At 69.3% G+C, this 17,165-nt stretch carries 17 protein-coding genes; 4 read left to right on the top strand and 13 right to left on the bottom strand.

Going from position 1 to position 17,165, the window contains the following annotated elements; all coding sequences use genetic code 11:
• Positions 1-125 precede the first annotated feature (125 nt).
• Together glmS and AB0L75_RS37140 are read right to left on the bottom strand one after the other, a co-directional pair.
• A complete protein-coding gene (gene glmS / locus AB0L75_RS37145) occupies positions 126-1,943 on the bottom strand; it encodes a glutamine--fructose-6-phosphate transaminase (isomerizing) (protein WP_365190388.1) in 1,818 nt (605 codons plus the stop codon).
• A gap of 12 nt (positions 1,944-1,955) precedes the next feature.
• Complete coding sequence (locus AB0L75_RS37140; protein WP_365190385.1) at positions 1,956-2,213, bottom strand: hypothetical protein; 258 nt, start codon at positions 2,211-2,213, stop codon at positions 1,956-1,958.
• Positions 2,214-2,379: 166 nt separating this feature from the next.
• Between AB0L75_RS37140 and AB0L75_RS37135 the strand changes: the two genes are divergently transcribed.
• Positions 2,380-3,945 carry a metallophosphoesterase family protein gene (locus tag AB0L75_RS37135; protein WP_365190383.1) on the top strand — a complete coding sequence of 522 codons (1,566 nt, stop codon included), beginning with the start codon at positions 2,380-2,382 and terminating at the stop codon, positions 3,943-3,945.
• Positions 3,946-3,971: 26 nt separating this feature from the next.
• Here the strand turns inward: AB0L75_RS37135 and AB0L75_RS37130 are convergent, their stop codons facing one another.
• Positions 3,972-4,847: a DUF4429 domain-containing protein gene (locus tag AB0L75_RS37130; protein WP_365190381.1), complete on the bottom strand. Its 876-nt coding sequence runs from the start codon at positions 4,845-4,847 to the stop codon at positions 3,972-3,974.
• A gap of 115 nt (positions 4,848-4,962) precedes the next feature.
• Between AB0L75_RS37130 and AB0L75_RS37125 the strand changes: the two genes are divergently transcribed.
• The 3 genes from AB0L75_RS37125 to AB0L75_RS37115 all read left to right on the top strand — a co-directional run bounded on the left by AB0L75_RS37125 (position 4,963) and on the right by AB0L75_RS37115 (position 8,197).
• Entirely contained in the window at positions 4,963-6,564 is a 1,602-nt protein-coding gene (locus AB0L75_RS37125) for a beta-N-acetylhexosaminidase (protein WP_365190378.1), read from the top strand.
• Positions 6,565-6,743: 179 nt separating this feature from the next.
• On the top strand, positions 6,744-7,415 hold the full coding sequence (locus tag AB0L75_RS37120) for a DUF998 domain-containing protein (protein ID WP_365190376.1): 672 nt from the start codon (positions 6,744-6,746) through the stop codon (positions 7,413-7,415).
• A gap of 254 nt (positions 7,416-7,669) precedes the next feature.
• The gene (locus tag AB0L75_RS37115) at positions 7,670-8,197 is read left to right on the top strand and encodes a hypothetical protein (protein ID WP_365190374.1); all 528 of its coding nucleotides are present in this window, start codon (positions 7,670-7,672) and stop codon (positions 8,195-8,197) included.
• Positions 8,198-8,318: 121 nt separating this feature from the next.
• Here AB0L75_RS37115 and AB0L75_RS37110 read toward each other — a convergent pair whose 3' ends face one another.
• The 10 genes from AB0L75_RS37110 to desA form a co-directional block, all read right to left on the bottom strand.
• Positions 8,319-8,453 (bottom strand): hypothetical protein, encoded by a 135-nt coding sequence (locus AB0L75_RS37110; protein WP_365190372.1) that lies wholly within the window; start codon positions 8,451-8,453, stop codon positions 8,319-8,321.
• 23 nt (positions 8,454-8,476) lie between these two features.
• Positions 8,477-8,977 carry a hypothetical protein gene (locus AB0L75_RS37105; protein ID WP_365190389.1) on the bottom strand — a complete coding sequence of 167 codons (501 nt, stop codon included), beginning with the start codon at positions 8,975-8,977 and terminating at the stop codon, positions 8,477-8,479.
• Between the two features lie 367 nt (positions 8,978-9,344).
• Positions 9,345-9,686: a hypothetical protein gene (locus AB0L75_RS37100; RefSeq protein WP_365190369.1), complete on the bottom strand. Its 342-nt coding sequence runs from the start codon at positions 9,684-9,686 to the stop codon at positions 9,345-9,347.
• A complete protein-coding gene (locus AB0L75_RS37095) occupies positions 9,683-10,147 on the bottom strand; it encodes a hypothetical protein (RefSeq protein ID WP_365190367.1) in 465 nt (154 codons plus the stop codon). The genes AB0L75_RS37100 and AB0L75_RS37095 overlap by 4 nt, the downstream gene beginning before the upstream one ends.
• Positions 10,148-10,233: 86 nt before the next feature.
• Complete coding sequence (locus AB0L75_RS37090; protein ID WP_365190366.1) at positions 10,234-11,082, bottom strand: helix-turn-helix transcriptional regulator; 849 nt, start codon at positions 11,080-11,082, stop codon at positions 10,234-10,236.
• Entirely contained in the window at positions 11,079-11,816 is a 738-nt protein-coding gene (locus AB0L75_RS37085; RefSeq protein ID WP_365190364.1) for a DUF6879 family protein, read from the bottom strand. Before AB0L75_RS37085 ends, AB0L75_RS37090 begins: the two co-directional genes overlap by 4 nt.
• A 232-nt stretch (positions 11,817-12,048) precedes the next feature.
• The gene (locus tag AB0L75_RS37080) at positions 12,049-13,818 is read right to left on the bottom strand and encodes an IucA/IucC family siderophore biosynthesis protein (RefSeq protein ID WP_365190362.1); all 1,770 of its coding nucleotides are present in this window, start codon (positions 13,816-13,818) and stop codon (positions 12,049-12,051) included.
• Positions 13,815-14,345, bottom strand: coding sequence for a GNAT family N-acetyltransferase (locus AB0L75_RS37075; protein WP_365190359.1), 531 nt, complete (start codon positions 14,343-14,345; stop codon positions 13,815-13,817). The genes AB0L75_RS37080 and AB0L75_RS37075 overlap by 4 nt, the downstream gene beginning before the upstream one ends.
• Positions 14,342-15,634, bottom strand: a complete 1,293-nt coding sequence (locus AB0L75_RS37070) for a lysine N(6)-hydroxylase/L-ornithine N(5)-oxygenase family protein (RefSeq protein WP_365190358.1) — start codon at positions 15,632-15,634, stop codon at positions 14,342-14,344. Before AB0L75_RS37070 ends, AB0L75_RS37075 begins: the two co-directional genes overlap by 4 nt.
• Positions 15,618-17,060, bottom strand: coding sequence for a lysine decarboxylase DesA (gene desA, locus AB0L75_RS37065; RefSeq protein WP_365190356.1), 1,443 nt, complete (start codon positions 17,058-17,060; stop codon positions 15,618-15,620). The genes AB0L75_RS37070 and desA overlap by 17 nt, the downstream gene beginning before the upstream one ends.
• Between the last annotated feature and the right edge of the window lie 105 nt (positions 17,061-17,165).

Genomic DNA, 17,165 nt, shown 5'->3' with positions numbered 1-17,165 from the left:
ACCCGCCGCTCTTCCGTACTCCCCTGGTGCCTGGGGGGCGCTGGGGGGGGTCGTTTTTGTTGTGGTGCCTGTGCCGGCGCGTGGTGGTTGCCCGCCCTGTCCCCCGCGCCCCTTCGGGGCGCGGCCTACTCCACCGTCACCGACTTCGCCAGGTTCCGCGGCTTGTCGATGTCCCGGCCCAGGGCCTTGGCCGTGTGGTAGGCGAGGAGCTGGAGGGGGATGCCCATCAGGATGGGGTCCAGTTCGTCCTCGTTCTTCGGGACGACGATCGTCTGGTCCGCCTTGTCCTGGTTCTGGTGGGCCACCGCCAGGATCTTGCCGCTGCGGGCCTTGATCTCCTCCAGGGCGGCGCGGTTCTTCTCCAGCAGGTCGTCGTCGGGGACGATCGCGACCGTGGGGAGAGCCGGCTCGATCAGGGCCAGGGGGCCGTGCTTCAGCTCGGAGGCGGGGTAGGCCTCGGCGTGGATGTAGGAGACCTCCTTGAGCTTCAGGGAGGCCTCGCGGGCCACCGGGTAGCCCCGGACGCGGCCGATGAAGAGCATCGAGCGGGCGTCGGCGTACAGCTCGGCCAGCTCCTTGATCTGCTCCTCCTGCTTGAGGATCTCGGTGATCTGCTCCGGCAGCTTGCGCAGGCCCGCGATGATCCGCTTGCCGTCGCGGACCGAGAGGTCACGGGTGCGGCCGAGGTGGAGGGCGAGGAGGGCGAAGGCCACCGTCATGTTGGTGAAGCACTTCGTCGAGACCACGCAGACCTCGGGGCCCGCGTGGACGTAGATCCCGGCGTCCGCCTCGCGCGCGATCGCCGAGCCGACGACGTTGACGACGCCGAAGACCTTGGCGCCCTTGCGCTTCAGCTCCTGGACGGCGGCGAGGACGTCATAGGTCTCACCGGACTGGGAGACGGCGACGTAGAGGGTGTCGGGGTCGACGACCGCGTTGCGGTAGCGGAACTCGGAGGCCGGCTCGGCGTCGGCGGGGATGCGGGCCAGCTCCTCGATCATCTGGGCGCCGATCATGCCCGCGTGGTACGAGGTGCCGCAGCCGAGGATCTTCACGCGGCGGATCTGCCGGGCCTCACGGGCGTCCAGGTTGAGGCCGCCGAGGTGCACGGTGGAGAAGCGGTCGTCGATGCGGCCGCGCAGCACGCGGTCCACGGCGTCGGCCTGCTCGAAGATCTCCTTGTGCATGTAGGTGTCGTGGCCGCCCATGTCGTACGACTCGGCCTCCCACTCCACGGTCGTGGGCTCGGCGGTGGTGCGCGTGCCCTCGGTGGTGTAGGTGCGGAAGTCGTCGGCCTTCAGGGTGGCCATCTCGCCGTCGTCCAGCGTCACTATCTGGCGGGTGTGCATGACGAGGGCGGCGATGTCGGAGGCGACGAACATCTCCTTCTCGCCGATGCCGAGGACGACCGGGGAGCCGTTGCGGGCCACCACGATCCGGTCGGGGAAGTCGGCGTGCAGCACGGCGATGCCGTACGTGCCCTCGATCACCCGGACCGCCTGGCGGACCTTGTCCTCCAGCTTCTCGGCCGTGGAGCGGGCGATGAGGTGGGTGAGGACCTCGGTGTCCGTCTCGGAGAGGAACTCGACGCCGTCCGCCTCCAGCTTGCGGCGCAGGTCGGCGGCGTTGTCGATGATGCCGTTGTGCACGACGGCGACCTTGCTGTCGGCCGACATGTGCGGGTGGGCGTTGACGTCGGAGGGGGCGCCGTGGGTGGCCCAGCGGGTGTGGGCGATGCCGGTGGTGCCCTTGAAGCGCGCCGGGACCTTGGCCTCCAGGTCGCGCACCCGGCCCTTGGCCTTGACCATCTTCAGACCGGGCGCCTTCGGGGAGCTGACGACGATGCCCGCGGAGTCGTAGCCGCGGTACTCCAGCCGCTGCAGGCCCTCCAGGAGGAGAGGGGCGACGTCACGCTTCCCGATGTATCCGACAATTCCGCACATATATAGGTATTCCTAGCCGTAGACGATGCGGCGCAGCTGCCTGAGCGTCAGCTCGGGCGGTGCCACCGCACGGTATTTCAGGTCCGCCTCGATCCGTTCGAAGATCTCCGCGTTCAGCAGGCCCTGGGTCTGCAGCTCGCGGTGGCGGCGACGGACGTAGCCCTCCGTCGACTCGTCGAAATAAGCGAGCACGTCCTGGACCACCCGCAGCGCCTCGCCCCGGCTCAGGGGCGTGGACCGCGTCAGATGATCAACGAGTTCGTCGTGCACCCGGTAGATCCTGAGGTACCGGCGCCGGATTCGCAAGAATCCTGCCCGATATCGGGCAACGCCCCTGTTGTCGCGCTAGTGGATCTCTGTTCGCCCGCTGTCCATCCTGTGTCTTGCGTCTCGTTGGAGATGTGGACCATTTTCAGGCGCCATGGACATTCCTCGTATGGGAGTACCCGAGAAGCTGGCCGAGCGCATGAGCATGGCCGAGCAGCATGAGTACCTGCGCGCCAGATTCTCGCGGCGCACCATGATCAGAGGCGGCGCCGTCACGCTGGGCGCCGTCACGGGTGGCGCGTTCGTGCCGGGCGCCACCGCCCAGGCGGCGGTGCCGACGCAGGGTACCGCCCCCGCCGCCGAGACCGTCGACGGCGCCCTCGTCGCCCCCTTCGGCCGCCACCTCGCCTACGGCAACGACCCGCGCACGGAGATGACCGTCTCCTGGCAGGTCCCCGTCGCCGTGAAGAACCCGTTCATCCGGATCGGCGCCCATCCCTGGGACCTCTCCCGCAAGATAGAGGCCGAGGTCCGCAGCCTCTACACGCCGGCCGGCGTCGGCGCGAGCGGCGACCACACGCAGTACTACCTGCACGCCCAGCTCACCCGTCTGCGCCCCGGCAGGACCTACTACTACGGCGTCGGCCACGACGGCTTCGACCCGGCCGAGCGGCACCTGCTCGGCACCCTGGGCACCTTCACCACCGCCCCCGCCCACAAGGCGCCGTTCACCTTCACCGCCTTCGGCGACGAGGGTGTCGGCTACCACGGGCTGGCCAACAACGCCCTGATCCTCGGCCAGAACCCGGTCTTCCACCTGCACGCCGGCGACATCGCCTACGGCGACCCGTCCGGCCAGGGCAAGACCACGGACACCGGCTTCGACTCGCGCACCTGGGACCAGTTCCTGTACCAGACCGAGTCGGTCGCCAAGCAGGTCCCGTGGATGGTCTCCTACGGCAACCACGACATGGAGGCCTGGTACTCGCCCAACGGCTACGGCGGCGAGGAGGCCCGCTGGACCCTCCCGGACAACGGCCCGGACGCGAAGAACCTGCCCGGCGTCTACTCCTTCGTCCACGGCAACACCGCGATCATCTCGCTGGACCCCAACGACATCTCCTTCGAGATCCCCGCGAACCTGGGCATCTCGGGCGGAACCCAGACCACGTGGTTCGAGGGCCAGCTGAAGAAGTTCCGGGCCTGCGACGACATCGACTTCATCGTCGTGTTCTTCCACCACTGCGCGTACTGCACCTCCACCGCGCACGCCTCGGAGGGGGGCGTGCGCCAGGAGTGGGTGCCGCTGTTCGAGAAGTACCAGGTGGACCTGGTCATCAACGGCCACAACCACCAGTACGAGCGCACCGACGTCATCAAGGCCGGCGCCGTCACCAAGAAGCTCCCGATCGGCGGCACCGCCTACCCCGAGACCGAGGGCGTGGTCTACGTCACCGCCGGCGCGGCGGGCCGCAGCCTGTACGCGTTCAGCGCCCCGGACTCCTACGAGGGCCACGAGCATGAGGTCGATTCGGTCGCGTCCTTCATCAACACCAAGGACGGCAAGGTCAACGAGACCGTCACCTGGTCCCGGGTGCGCTACCTCAACTACTCCTTCCTGCGCGTGGACGTCACCCCCGCCCCGAAGGGCCGGCAGACCACGCTGACGGTGTCGGGCATCGCCGAGACCGGCGACCGCATCGACCACTTCACGGTGTCCCGCACGGCGAAGTAGGCCCCCGAGACCAGGCCCGGCGGTCCTCACATCCGCTTGAGGACCGCCTGCTTGGCCAGGGTGAACTCCTCGTCCGTCAGGATCCCGTCGCGGTGCAGTCCGCCCAGCTCGCGCAGCCGGCGCAGCAGGGCGTCATGGTCGCTCCCGGCGGGCTCCGGCTCCTTGGTGAGCTGCGGCGGCTCGCCGGGTACGTCCGGCTGCGCCGCCGGATGCGGCAGCCGGGCCTGGACGGCGGCGGCCACCAGCGCCATCAGCTGGTCCTTCTTGAAGCCCCACAGCTCGACCGCGTTCGGGTCGTACTTGGGCGGTGCCGTCACCGGGGCGCCGCGCACCAGGAACCGCAGATGGCCGTTCTCCAGCCCCGCCGCCGGCTGCCACTGCACGCCGAGGACGTCCGCGAGGCGGATCGTGCGGGGGCCGGTGGCGGCCTTGGCGTCCTCCGTCTTCCAGTTCCACTCCAGCCGCACCCGCTCCCCGTCGAAGCCCGCCGTGCCGTCCCCGGCGGAGGCGGACACCGGCAGTGAGGGCCCCGGCAGCAGATACTCGGTGACCGGATCGGGGGAGACCCCGTCCAGGAGCAGAGCGTTGCGCACCTCGTCGGCGAAGTACTCGGCGACGCCGTACCGGTCGGACTCCACCGTCAGCTGATACGGGTCGTTCGGCTCGGCCAGCCGGCCGCCGGTGGCCTGCGTCAGCGGATCGGCACCGTCGCGCAGCCGCAGCCTCAGCCGCCCCGACTTCCGGCCCTGCTCGAAGGAGACACCGGCCAACGCCCCCAGGGGGACGACGAGTTCGCCCAGCTCGCGGCGGAGCAGGCTCACGTTCTTGTCCCGGCCCGGGGTGAGCCGCAGGGCATCGCCGTCGAACGCCCAGGTGCCGTCCTTCTGGATGATTTCCGCCATGGAGGGATTGTTTCACCGGATCTGCGGGAGAGTGGTCTCGACCATGTCTGACAGACAGTCACGACACGTGGCCGTCACCGCGTCCGACGGTCACCGACATCTGAAGGGAGCGCATGTGAGACGGAACCACAGCACGACTCCCCGAGCCCCTCGCATCCTCGGATCACTGCTGCTGCTGGCGGCGGCCGGGGTCTTCACCCTCGGCGCGGCCCCCACGGCACAGGCGGCCGCCCCCACCCCGCTGGACCGGGTGATCCCGGCCCCCGCCTCCGTCCGGACGGGTGGCACCCCGTACCGCATCACCCGCGCGACCGCCGTCCACGTCGACGCCTCCGCCGCCGTCCGCCGCATCGGCACCTACCTCACGGGCATCCTGCGGCCCTCCACCGGCTATCCCCTGCCGCTGACCGACCACGGCGGCGGAGGAATCCGACTCCACCTGGCCCAGGGCGACTTCGGCGCCGAGGGCTACCGGCTGCACAGCGACGCGAGCGGTGTCACCATCACCGCGAGCGCCCCCGCCGGCCTCTTCCACGGCGTCCAGACCCTGCGCCAGCTCCTCCCGGCGGCCGTGGAGAAGAAGACCGCGCAGAGCGGCCCCTGGCAGATCGCCGGCGGCACCATCGAGGACCGCCCCCGCTACTCCTACCGGGGCGCCATGCTGGACGTCTCCCGGCACTTCTTCACCGTCGACCAGGTCGAGCGGTACATCGACCAGCTCGCCCTGTACAAGATCAACGAGCTGCATCTGCACCTCAGCGACGACCAGGGCTGGCGCATCGCCATAGACTCCTGGCCGCGCCTGGCCACCTACGGCGGTTCCACCGAGGTCGGCGGCGGCAAGGGCGGCTACTACACCAAGGACGAGTACCGGGAGATCGTCTCCTACGCCGCCTCCCGCTATCTGGAGGTCGTCCCCGAGGTGGACATGCCCGGCCACTCCAACGCGGCCCTCGCCTCCTACGCCCAGCTCAACTGCAACGGCCAGGCGCCCCCGCTGTACACCGGCACGCAGGTCGGCTTCAGCTCGCTGTGCGTGCCGAAGCAGGCGACGTACGACTTCGTGGACGACGTCGTCCGTGAGCTGGCCGCCCTCACCCCCGGCCGCTACCTCCACATAGGAGGTGACGAGGCCCACTCCACCAGCCACACCGACTACGTGACCTTCATGGACCGCGTGCAGCCGATCGTCGCCAAGTACGGCAAGACGGTCATCGGCTGGCATCAGCTCACCGGCGCCCACCCGGCCAAGGGCGCGATCGCCCAGTACTGGGGCCTGGACAGCACCAGCGCGGCCGACAAGGCCCAGGTCGTCAAGGCCGCCCAGAACGGCACCGGGCTGATCCTGTCCCCGGCCGACCGGATCTACCTCGACATGAAGTACACCAAGGACACCAAGCTGGGCCTGGACTGGGCGGGCCTGGTCGAGGTGCAGCGGTCGTACGACTGGAATCCGGGCGCCTACCTTCCCGGCGCCCCGGCCTCCGCCGTCCGGGGCGTGGAGGCACCCCTGTGGTCCGAGACCCTGAAGACGAACGCCGACATCGACTACATGGCGTTCCCCCGCCTCCCGGGCGCGGCCGAACTGGGCTGGTCCCCGGCGGCCACGCACGACTGGGACGCGTACAAGGTGCGGCTGGCCGCCCAGGCACCGCGCTGGGAGGCCCTGGGGATCGGTTACTACAGGTCGCCCCAGGTCCCCTGGCCGACAAGCTGACCATGAACGCCTGACCCCATACCGACGGGCACCCCGGAGGACGGCACTCCGGGGTGCCCACGGACGCGCCCGTTCGTAGGGTCTGCCCCATCCCGCTTCGGGGGCTCGCCGGAGTGCCTGAGACCGGCGCCGCATGATCCGCTGGCTCGTACGGGAATCGTGCGACAGAAGGCGGACAGGTGAAGGCTCGGATCGGATATGCCGCGTGGACCGCGGGTGCGGCGCAGTTCTTCGTGATCCACGGGATCGCGGAATCAGCCTGGGCGCGACCGTACAGTTGGGCGCGGAACAACATCAGTGACTTAGGAAACGCTCACTGTGCCGTGCAGCGGGAACCCGAGCCACGGTATATCTGTTCGCCCGAACACGGCCTTATGAACGTCTCGTTCATCGCCCTGGGAACGCTACTCGTCGTCGGCGCCGTCCTGACCGGCCCCGCGTGGCGCCGAGACGTGACTGCCACTGTGGCTCGGATTCTCCTGGCCGGTGCCGGTCTGGGATTCGTGCTCGCCGGGCTGGCGCCCGCGGACGTCCACGAGAACCAGCACGTCCTGGGTGCCCTGCTCATCATGGGAGCGGGCAACATCGGCCTTGTGCTGGCGGGAATCGGCCTGTCCAACGATATTCCGGATTCCCTGCGCCGGGCCGCCGGCCTGCTCGGAATCACGGCGATCGCGGCTTTCGGGCTCTTCCTTTCCCGCCACTACCTGGGACTGGGCATGGGAGGAATGGAACGGGTCGCGGTATTTCCCCTCCTGGTGTGGACGCTGGCTGTCGGCACACGCGGTCTGTTCCGTCAGCCAACCCGTAAGCGGGGGGCGGGCAGTTCCGTGACACCGGGGACATTCTGACGAGCGTGCCTTTGACTGCCACCACCGCTCGGCCATATACCGATGGGCACCCCGGAGGACCGTACTCCGGGGTGCCTGTCCGTCTCGTGCCCATCTTCGCGTCAGAACCCGGGGCCGCCGCTGGCTGTACCTGTGCCTTGAGGCAGGGCGGCGAGGCGGGAACTCCCCGGCCCGATGGTGCGTTGCGGAGGACGACTTGATCGTTTGATGTGTCGCACGACGGCGGTGCCGTCGTCGGAGGAGTGAGTAGACCCATGGCCATGGTGGGGCTGTTCTGGATCGTCGGGAGCGACGTGTACGTGGGTGCGAAGCCGTCCGGTCTGGCTCCCGGGGTACGTCTGACCCCCGAGGGCGTGGTGGCCCTCGGCGACAGACAGTCCGGCCTCTACCTGTGGGAGGACGTGCATACCCTGACGGTGGCGGACGCCCCCGTGAAGTCCCTGAAGCGGCAGGCCGGCGTCGTCAAGGACCTGGCTCTGGGCATGGTGCTGGACGTGGCTCTGTCCGGGGGTGTCGGCCTGACGGGAGAGGACCCACCGATGATGACGGTGTGCGTGGAATCAACCGACGGTGACCACGAGTTGTCGGCGTACGTCGCCGCGGCAGGCGGCTACTCCCAGACGGAGGTCGACCTCTCCCGCGCTCTCCTGTCCCGCCTCACGGAGGGCGCCGCGACGATGGCGACGACGCTGGCGACGATGTCGGAGTGGGGCCGCACATGGGAAGGCGGGTCGCCTCGGAGGGCGGAGCGGGAGGGGTTGTTGCGGGGGTGGGTGGGCTAGAAGAGCTACGTGCCTCGCCGAGAGCCATGGCCCGGACCTTTCCCAACGGCTGGTCGCGACGAGTGTCTTGGAGCCCGCCCCGGGAGGCCTCCGGTCCTCCAACGGGACGGGCGTCTTGAGGTCAGCGCCCGTCACTGCTCGGCGGCACGATGAATCCACGCCGTGGCGGAGGTGCTGGGTCCCGCGAGTCCGGCTGCTGCGCGCGCTTCCACGCCTTCACCAGGTCCGCGTACCGCTGGTCGATCCATTCGGACATGCGGCCTCCTCTCACCCGGGAGGCTAGACCACACCGCCCGGCTTCGGCCGAGGGGTGATGACGATCGTGCACTCTGGGGCGTGCTGGCACTTCGCCGCGACGGACACGAGGGTTTCGTCGGACGGCGGCCCCCACAGCTCAGGGTCGGCGGTCCAGCCCAGTTCGGCGATCTTCTCGCGGGTGCGGTCCAGGATGGGCGGGTCGTAGTTGGTGGGGTCGTAGCCCGGGTAGTGGTGGACGAACGCACCGCCAAGCCGCTCGCACAGGTCGGCGTACATGGCGGTGTGCAGGATCAGCGCGTGCCAGCCCTCGTCCACGATCCGCGACGGTGCGAGACCGACGCCGGGGTTCGCCGAGCAGGCCGCCACGAACTTGACGGCCTCCTCGACGATCCGACCGGCCAGTCCTTCGGCCATGTCTGGGTTGGCGCCCATCACCGTCTCGCGGCAGCTGGTGAACCGCTCATCGGTGATGAGCATGCGTGCGAGGGCCGGGGGTTTCGGGCCGGGTCCAGGCGGTGGCATGGGGCCGGGACCGGGCAGGGGCACGCTCACGGGCGTCTCCTTCGCTGGTTGCGGATGGGATGGCGGCCCGAACCGGTGGTCTTCGCGGGATTCGCCGGTCCGGGCTGGTCAGTGACCGACCTTGTGAGGCGAGTCCGCCGCCCGGACGCGGAGCACCGGCGGCGAACCCTGCGGCCTCTCCTGCACGAGGAGGTCGGCGAGGCCGCCGTCCAAGAACGCTGTCAGCGCTGACGCGGGTACGTCTGCCGTGGTACGACCGGCAGGGAGTGGGGCAGACGTAGACGGGCTGCTCGCCCCTGTGCCCGTGTCGGCGTTGACCTCTCCCCCCGCTCGCCCTCGGTGGGCCGACCGACCACAGCGCGCCAGATCATCGGCGTAGCTCCAGTGCGAGGGTGTGCAGGGCGCGTCGCGTCTCGCAGAGGGCAGTGTCGTCCACGCACTGCTCACACTGGCCAGGGTGGTGGGACCTGCGCGCGGCCAGCACGGCGCGCAGGGTGCAGGACCGGCAGGCGCGCGGGAACCGGTGGACGCCGTCGGTCTCACGCTCGCCGAGGTCAATGGCCGTCGCGGTGGATAGCGGCTCGCCGCCCCACACGCATTCGGCACCGCGCGCGCGAGCGTCGGGCAGGACGTTCAGAGGCGGCACGGGGATGAGCGGCAGGAGCTCGGCCGGGACGTCGACCAGGGCTCTGCTCTCGGCGGTCGTCATGCGCGGGCCTCCGCTTCAGAGTCGTAGCCGCAGCGGCCGAACGCGGCGGCCATGAGCGCGGGGTCGTTGAGCCGGCCTGAGCCGTCGGGGCGCCACAGCCAGAACCGGCCGTCCACCTGCCGGCCCGTCGGGGGACAGGACAACGACCAGCCGGCGGGATGCACGACCAGGTGGCGTACCTTCGCGAGTTCCTCGACGGAGTCCGGCGCGACCAGCCAGTACATGGCGTTCGCGTCGGGATCGGCGAGCACAGGCCCGTGCGGCGAGTTACGGAGGCGGGAGGCCGCCAGCCACCCCTTGGTGAGGCTGGACTCGGCGACGAGCCAGTGAGCATCGGAGGCGATGAGGGCCAGGTCTTCCTCATCCCATGCTGCGCGGACGGGGACAGGGTGTTCGCTGCATTCGGCGAGCCACGTATCCCCGGCCGCGTACTGTGCGGCGAAGTGCATCGGGTGGGCCATGACCCGACCATATGCAGGGCGATTGCGGGTCTGTGCGCCGATTGCGCGGGATTGCGCGCGCTGTTGAAAGGCTTGCGGGGGATTGCCTACGACAGGTCCAAAGAGGCCCGTGCACGGCCTATCAGACGCCGAGCCGGCGGCCCGTACTCGGCGGACTCGCTAAGCCACTGCCACGCCCGCTCGTACAGCTCAACGTCCTCGCCGCCGGTGAGCCACAGTTCCTCGCTGATCGTCTCGACGATGACGAGGCGACGGTCGTAGATCCAGAACGCGTGCGGGGCAGTGCGGCGCAGTTGCGCACCGAACGGGATGATCCCGAGTTCGACGCGCTTCTGCCCGACGAGGTTGTAGAGGCGATCCAGCTGTTCGGCCATCACATCGACGGGGCAAGGCCTGTGATGCAGGGCGGCCTCACAAAGGATGAAGCGGAACGTCTTCTCCGGGTCGTAGAGCGCCTCTTGCCTGCGCATACGTTGCTCAACAGCCGCATCAGTAGTCGCCGGGATCCCCCGGAACTCGGCGAGCGAGTCGAACACGGCGCGCGCGTACTCCGGCGTCTGAAACAGGCCGGGTATCCGGGAGACCTCGAGACCGCGGATCTGCCTCGTGTTCTCGGTCAGCCGGACCGCAATCTCCTGCCGTCCGCGGAGCCCGCCAGCGAGCTGCTTGCGCCATGATCGGTTGCGCTGCTTCATATCCAGGCCCGCCAGCAAACCGTGCAGTTCGGCCTCGACGCCCGGCCGGTCGAGGGCGCGCGCCCACGCGCTCAGGTCGTCGCGAGTGGGAGTCTGCTTGCCGTTCTGCATGCGGCTGACCTTCGAGGTCTGCCAGCCGAGGCGCGCGGCGAGGTCTTTGCCTTCCAGCCCGGCCTCGGTGCGCAGCTCGCGCAGCCGGGCACCGAGGGCTTCACGGGCCGTCTGGAAGTCGGTGGTCACACAGTCGAAGCTACCTGCCGCGCGAACTCCTGCGTAGGCACGGCGTGGTGCCAGGCGGCGTCGCGGGCCTGGCAGGCGGCGAGCACCTCGGCGGGGTCCTCGGTTACGTACACGCCGAGGGTGGTGTCGTTCTCGTCGAACGCGAACCGGGCCACGATCTCGGAGTCGAACAGCCAGAAGTCGTAGTCGGGCAGGCGCAGCTGCTTGGCCCGGGCGCGGGTCAGGTTGCGGATGTCCTCGCCGACGGTGACGTTGCCCGGCGCGCTGGCGAGCAGGAACCGCTGTCCCTCGGTGGGCGGGACGTCGACCAGGCGCACGCGCTCGAACCGTTTCCCGGTGGCTGTCTGCTCGGCGACGTTCTCCAGCCACGCGCTGGCTTCGCTGGCGATGTCCTCGCCGGCCTGCCAGCGCGCCCACTTGGGGCTGCGCCGGTCGGAGGCGTATCCGCTGCGGGTCTCCAACCGCCATGCGGTGTGCCGAAATTCGCGGAACAGGTGGGAGATCGAGGAGAACGGCTGCAGCTGGGGCGCCTTGGTCCTGGGCGCGTACCGGGTGAGCAGGCTGCGGGGGACGCGTACGAACGTCTCCGAGGGCTTTACGTCCCGCAGCTGCGTCAGGTGCTCGGGTTCGGTCTCGCGGTCGCCCTGGACGAGGATCTCGTCGGTGTCCTCGATCTCGTACAAGGTCGGGCAGTCGCCTTCGTCGCTGGTCGTTCCGATGAACCTGAGCACCATCTCGTCCTCCGCCTCCGTGTTGGTTGGGCTCCCAGAATGCGCGGGATGGCACGGTGCTGCCCGACGGTTGCCGCGGATTGCGCGCTCCGGTCCCGTGGGCGCGGTTGCGCGCAATTCCACCGGTGCCGGGGAGGAGGGCCCCAGACGGCCGGTGGACTGTACGGCAGTTCGACAGATCGCATGCCGAAGGGCTCCCCGCAGGACCGTACTGCGGGGAGCCCTTCGGTCTGGGTCAGAACCCCGCGATGGGGTTCTCCAGGGTTCCGACCAGCTGGAGGGCGCCCGACGGATCCGACAGGTCCACCATCTGGCGGTTGTCGCGGAGCTGGAGGCGGTTGAGGCAGGACAGGGCGAACTCGGGGGTGAACATGTCGTACTGGCGGAACCGGTCGGCCAGTTCGGGGTGGGCCTCCTGGTATTCGCGGGTGATCTCCGCGACCGTGCGCCAGAAGGCGTCCTCCTCCAGGATGCCCTCGGCGGCGAGGTGCGCGGCGAGGAAGCGGAAGAAGCAGTCGAAGACGTCCGTGAAGATCGACAGCAGCTTCTGGTCCTCGGGGACGTCGACCGCGATCCGCTGCACCTCCGGCGGCAGCACCGCGTCCGGGTCCATCACCACGATCTCCTCGGCGATGTCCTTGTAGATCGCGCGCTGCACCACGCCGTCCTTCAGGACCAGGATGACGTTCTCGCCGTGCGGCATGAACGCCAGGTCGTAGGCGTAGAAGCTGTGGAGGAGCGGGGTGTAGTACGCCTGGAGGTAGTGGCGCAGCCATTGCACCGGGGTGAGCCCGGACCGCTCGATCAGCGCGCCCGCGAAGGAGGCGTCCGTGTGGTCCAGGTGCAGCAGGGAGGCCATCGTCGCGAGCGACTCGCCGTCCTGGAGGGAGGACACGGGGCTCTCCCGCCACAGCGCGGCCAGCATCTTGCGGTACGGCGAGTAGCGGTCGGTGGCCTGCTCGTACTCCAGGTGCCGGTAGCCGACGGCCGCGCGCTCCCGGATGATCGTCAGGCCCGTCGACTTCAGCACCGGGTCGTTGTCGATCAGCTGGGCCAGCCAGTCGTTGATGGCGGGCGTGGCCTCCATGTAGGCGGCCGAAAGACCGCGCATGAAGCCCATGTTGAGCACGGACAGGGCCGTCTTCACATAGTGCTTCTGCGGATGGGAGGTGTTGAAGAAGGTGCGGATCGATTGCTGGGCCAGGTACTCGTCCTCGCCCTCGCCGAGGCAGACCAGGTGCCGGCGGGCCACCTCGGCCGCGAAGGTGACGGAGAGCTTGTTCCACCACTGCCAGGGGTGGACCGGGATGAGGAGGTAGTCGGCGGGGTCGAGATCCTGGGCGGACAGTTTCCCGTGGAACCGGTCGACCGTGTCCGCTCCCAGCTCCTGGCGGACGAAGTCCTCGTACTCGATCCCGACGCCCGCCGTGAACGCGGCCCGGGAGCGGTGCGCCGCCAGCCACACCAGCCGGATGGGGCTCGCGGTCTCCGGCGCGTACGACAGGTACTCGTGGATGCCGAACCCGAGCCGCCCGTTGTTCGCGACGAAGCAGGGGTGGCCCTCGGTCATCCCGGTCTCGATCGCCTGGAAGCCGCTGCCCGCAAGCTCCGCGGAGGTGACGCGGGGCTTGGTGAGCTTGTAGCAGGTGCCGGAGAGGGTGGAGGAGATCTCCTCCAGATAGACCGGCAGGATCTCGTCGCTCAGGCCCAGGGCTGTCTTCAGCTCGATGAAGAAGTCCAGGGCGGCGAGCGGGAGTTCGGTGCCTTCGCGGTGCCGGGTGATCGAGTCGGCGTCGATCTGCCAGTGGTCGAGGGCGCGCCGGACGGCGGAGAACCGGTAGGCGGTCAGGCCGTCGTCGCCGCGGACGGCGTACCCGTCTCCCTCCCGCTCTGGAGTGATCAGGCGCTCGTGGGCGAACTCGGCGAGCGCCTTGCGTATGAGCAGCCGGTTGGCGGTCGCCCAGCGCTCGGGGGACAGATGGGCGACGGTGTCGGCGAGGGTCATGCGGCCACCCCTGTCGCGGCGAGGAACTGCTCGCGGGTGCAGAAGCTCAGCAGGGCCGGCTTCTCCGGCTTCTGGATCTCCCGCTCGGGCACGAATCCGACGGCCTCGTTCAGGGCGTGCACGGCCGTGTTGGCCACGTCCGGCTCGACGACGACCCGGCGCACCGCCGGGTCCTCGAAGAGGCGGGCCATCACGGCGGTGATGACGGACCTGGTGAAGCCGTGCACGGGGGTGTCGGTCGCCGGGGTGAGGAAGTGCATGCCGATGTCGCCGGGCTGCGGCTCGTACAGGCCGACCAGCTCCCGGTGCGCGGGGTCGTACTGCTCCATGAGGAAGGCGGGAGCGCCGTCCCGCAGGCCGAGCAGCGCGTGCTGGTGGGGGTCCGCCGCGATCTCCATGTACGCGCGCTCGATGTCCTCCAGTCTGGCGTCCTGCATCATCCAGAAGGCGGCCTTGGGGTGGGTGAGCCAGGAGCGCAGCAGCTCGGCGTCCTGCAACGGGTCGACGTCACGGAAGGCGAAGGTCATACGGCGAACTCCTGGAATGCGATGGTCTTCTCGACCGGGTAGTACTCGGTGCCGAGCAGCTCGCGGATGATGTACGAGTTGCGGTAGGCGCCCATGCCCAGGTCGGGGCTGGTGATGCTGTGGGTGTGGACGCCGGCGTTCTGCAGGAAGACGCCGCGGCCGGTGACGTCGACGGCGTAGTTGCGGGCGACGTCGAAGCGGCCGTGGCCGTCGAAGAGCAGACGGTCGCGGATCGGGGCGAGGAAGGCCGGGGGCTCGTAGTGGTAGCCGGTGGCCAGCAGCAGGCCCTCGGTGCCGATCTCGAAGTCCTTGTCCTGCTCGTCCTGGTGGAAGCCGAGGGTGTAGCCGCCGTCGGCGTCGTAACGGGCGCTGGTCAGGCTGGAGTTGGTGAGCAGGCGGGTGGGGACCGGGCGGTCGCCGCTCTCGACGTGCTTCTGGTAGAGCAGGTCGAAGATCGAGTCGATCAGATCCGAGTTGATGCCCTTGAACAGGCCCTTCTGCTGCTTCTCCAGCCGGTAGCGGGTCTCCTCGGGCAGCGCGCGGAAGTAGTCGATGTAGTCCGGGGACGTCATCTCCAGGGTCAGCTTGGTGTACTCCAGCGGGAAGAACCGCGGGGAGCGGGTGACCCAGTTGAGCTGGTAGCCGTGGGAGTCGATCTCGGCGAGCAGCTCGTAATAGATCTCGGCCGCGCTCTGGCCGCTGCCGACGATCGTGATGGACTTCTTCGCCTGCAGCTCCGCCTTGCGGTGCATGTACTGGGAGTTGTGCACGAAGTCGCCGCCGAGCCCCCGGCAGGCCCGCGGGACGAAGGGGACGGTGCCCGTGCCGAGGACCAGACGCCGGCCGCGGTACGTCTGGCCGCGCTCGGTGCGGACGACGTACACCTCGTCCTCGTCCTCGTACGTCACCTCGGTGACGGTCGTGCCGAAGCGGACGCTGCTGAGCTTGCCCGCCGCCCAGCGGCAGTAGTCGTCGTACTCGACCCGCAGCGGATAGAAGTTCTCGCGGATGTAGAACGGGTACAGCCTGCCCTTCTCCTTCAGGTAGTTGAGGAAGGAGTACGGCGAGGTGGGGTCGGCGAGGGTGACCAGGTCCGACATGAACGGGGTCTGCAGATGGGCGCCGTCCAGGAACATGCCGGCGTGCCACTCGAAGTCGGGCTTGGAGTCGAGGAAGACGCCGTCCAGTGCGGCGATCGGCTCGGTCAGGCAGGCGAGGCCGAGGTTGAAGGGGCCGAGCCCGATCCCCACGAAGTCATAGGTGCGGCTGGCTTCAGGAAGCGCGGTCAAGGGACTCTCCCAGGTACTGCTCGGCATGGCCGGCGATCAGGTCGAGGACGGCGGCGATGTCGGCCGGCGTCGTCTCGGGGTTGAGCAGGGTGAACTTCAGGTAGTGGCGGCCGTTGGCCTTGGTACCCGCGACCACGGCGTCGCCGGAGGCGAACAGGGCCTTGCGGGCGTAGAGGTTGGCGCGGTCGGTCTCGGCCGGGTCGGTGACGGCCGCCGGGATGTAGCGGAAGACGAGGGTGGAGAGGGTCGGCTCGACGACGACGTCGTAGCGCGGGTCGGCCGCCAGCAGCTTCCAGCCCTCGGCCGCGAGGTCGCAGACCTCGTCGAAGAGCGCGCCGATGCCGTCGGCGCCCATCACCCGAAGGGTCATCCAGAGCTTGAGGGCGTCGAAGCGGCGGGTGGTCTGCAGGGACTTGTCGACCTGGTTGGGGATACGTTCCTGCACCATGCGGCGCGGGTTGAGATAGTCCGCGTGGTAGGTGGCGTGGCGCAGGGTGGCCGCGTCCCGGACCAGTAGGGCGGACGAACTCACCGGCTGGAAGAAGGACTTGTGGTAGTCGACCGTGACCGAGTCGGCGCGGTCGATGCCGGCGAGGCGGTCCCGGTACTTCAGCGAGGCGAGCAGCCCGCAGCCGTAGGCGGCGTCGACGTGCATCCACACGCCGTACTGCGCGCACAGCTCGGCGATCTCCGGGAGCGGGTCGATGGAGCCGAAGTCGGTGGTGCCGGCGGTGGCGACGACGGCCATGGGGACCAGGCCGTCGCGCCGGCAGCGCTCCAGCTCGCGGGCGAGGGCGACGGTCTGCAGGCGCTTGTTGTGGTCGACGGGGACGGCGACCACGGACTCCTGGCCGAGACCGAGCAGTTTCGCAGACTTCTGCACGCTGAAGTGGCTGGCCTCGGAGGCGAAGATCCGCAGCTCGGCGAGGCTGTCGGTCTTCGCCTCCTCCCTGGCGAGCAGCAGGGCCTGCAGGTTGGACTGCGTGCCGCCGGAGGTGAACACGCCGTCGGCGGCGGGGCCGAGGCCGATCCGCCGGGCCGTCCAGTCGATGAGCCTGCGCTCGATGAGGGTGCCGCCGGCCGACTGGTCCCAGGTGTCGAGGGAGGAGTTGACGGCGGAGAGTACGGCCTCGCCGAGCACCGCCGGGATGACGACCGGGCAGTTGAGGTGGGCGAGGTAGCGGGGGTGGTGGAAGTAGACCGCGTCCTTGAGGTAGACGTCCTCCAGCTCGTCCAGGACGGCGGCGGTGTCGCCGAGCGGGCGGTCCAGGTCGATGGCGTCGACGCGGGGGGTGAGGGCGTCGACGGTGACGCCGGTGAACGGACGGTCGGTGGTGGCGAGTTTGGCCGCCACCCGCTCGACTCCTTCGGTCACGGAGCTGCGGTAGTGCTCCGCGGTCAGGCCATTGAGCAGGTGCGAGCGCATGTGAGGGTCCTCCGAGGGGACAGTCCGTGCGGGGGTTTGAACGGGCTCCGTTCTACTTAGGTTAGCCTAACCTAAGTTTCTTGGATCAAGGCATGCCTGACCCGT

The sequence above is a fragment of the Streptomyces sp. NPDC052101 genome, assembly GCF_040680235.1.
Taxonomy (GTDB): domain Bacteria; phylum Actinomycetota; class Actinomycetes; order Streptomycetales; family Streptomycetaceae; genus Streptomyces.
This window is presented reverse-complemented; position numbering and strand designations above follow the sequence as displayed.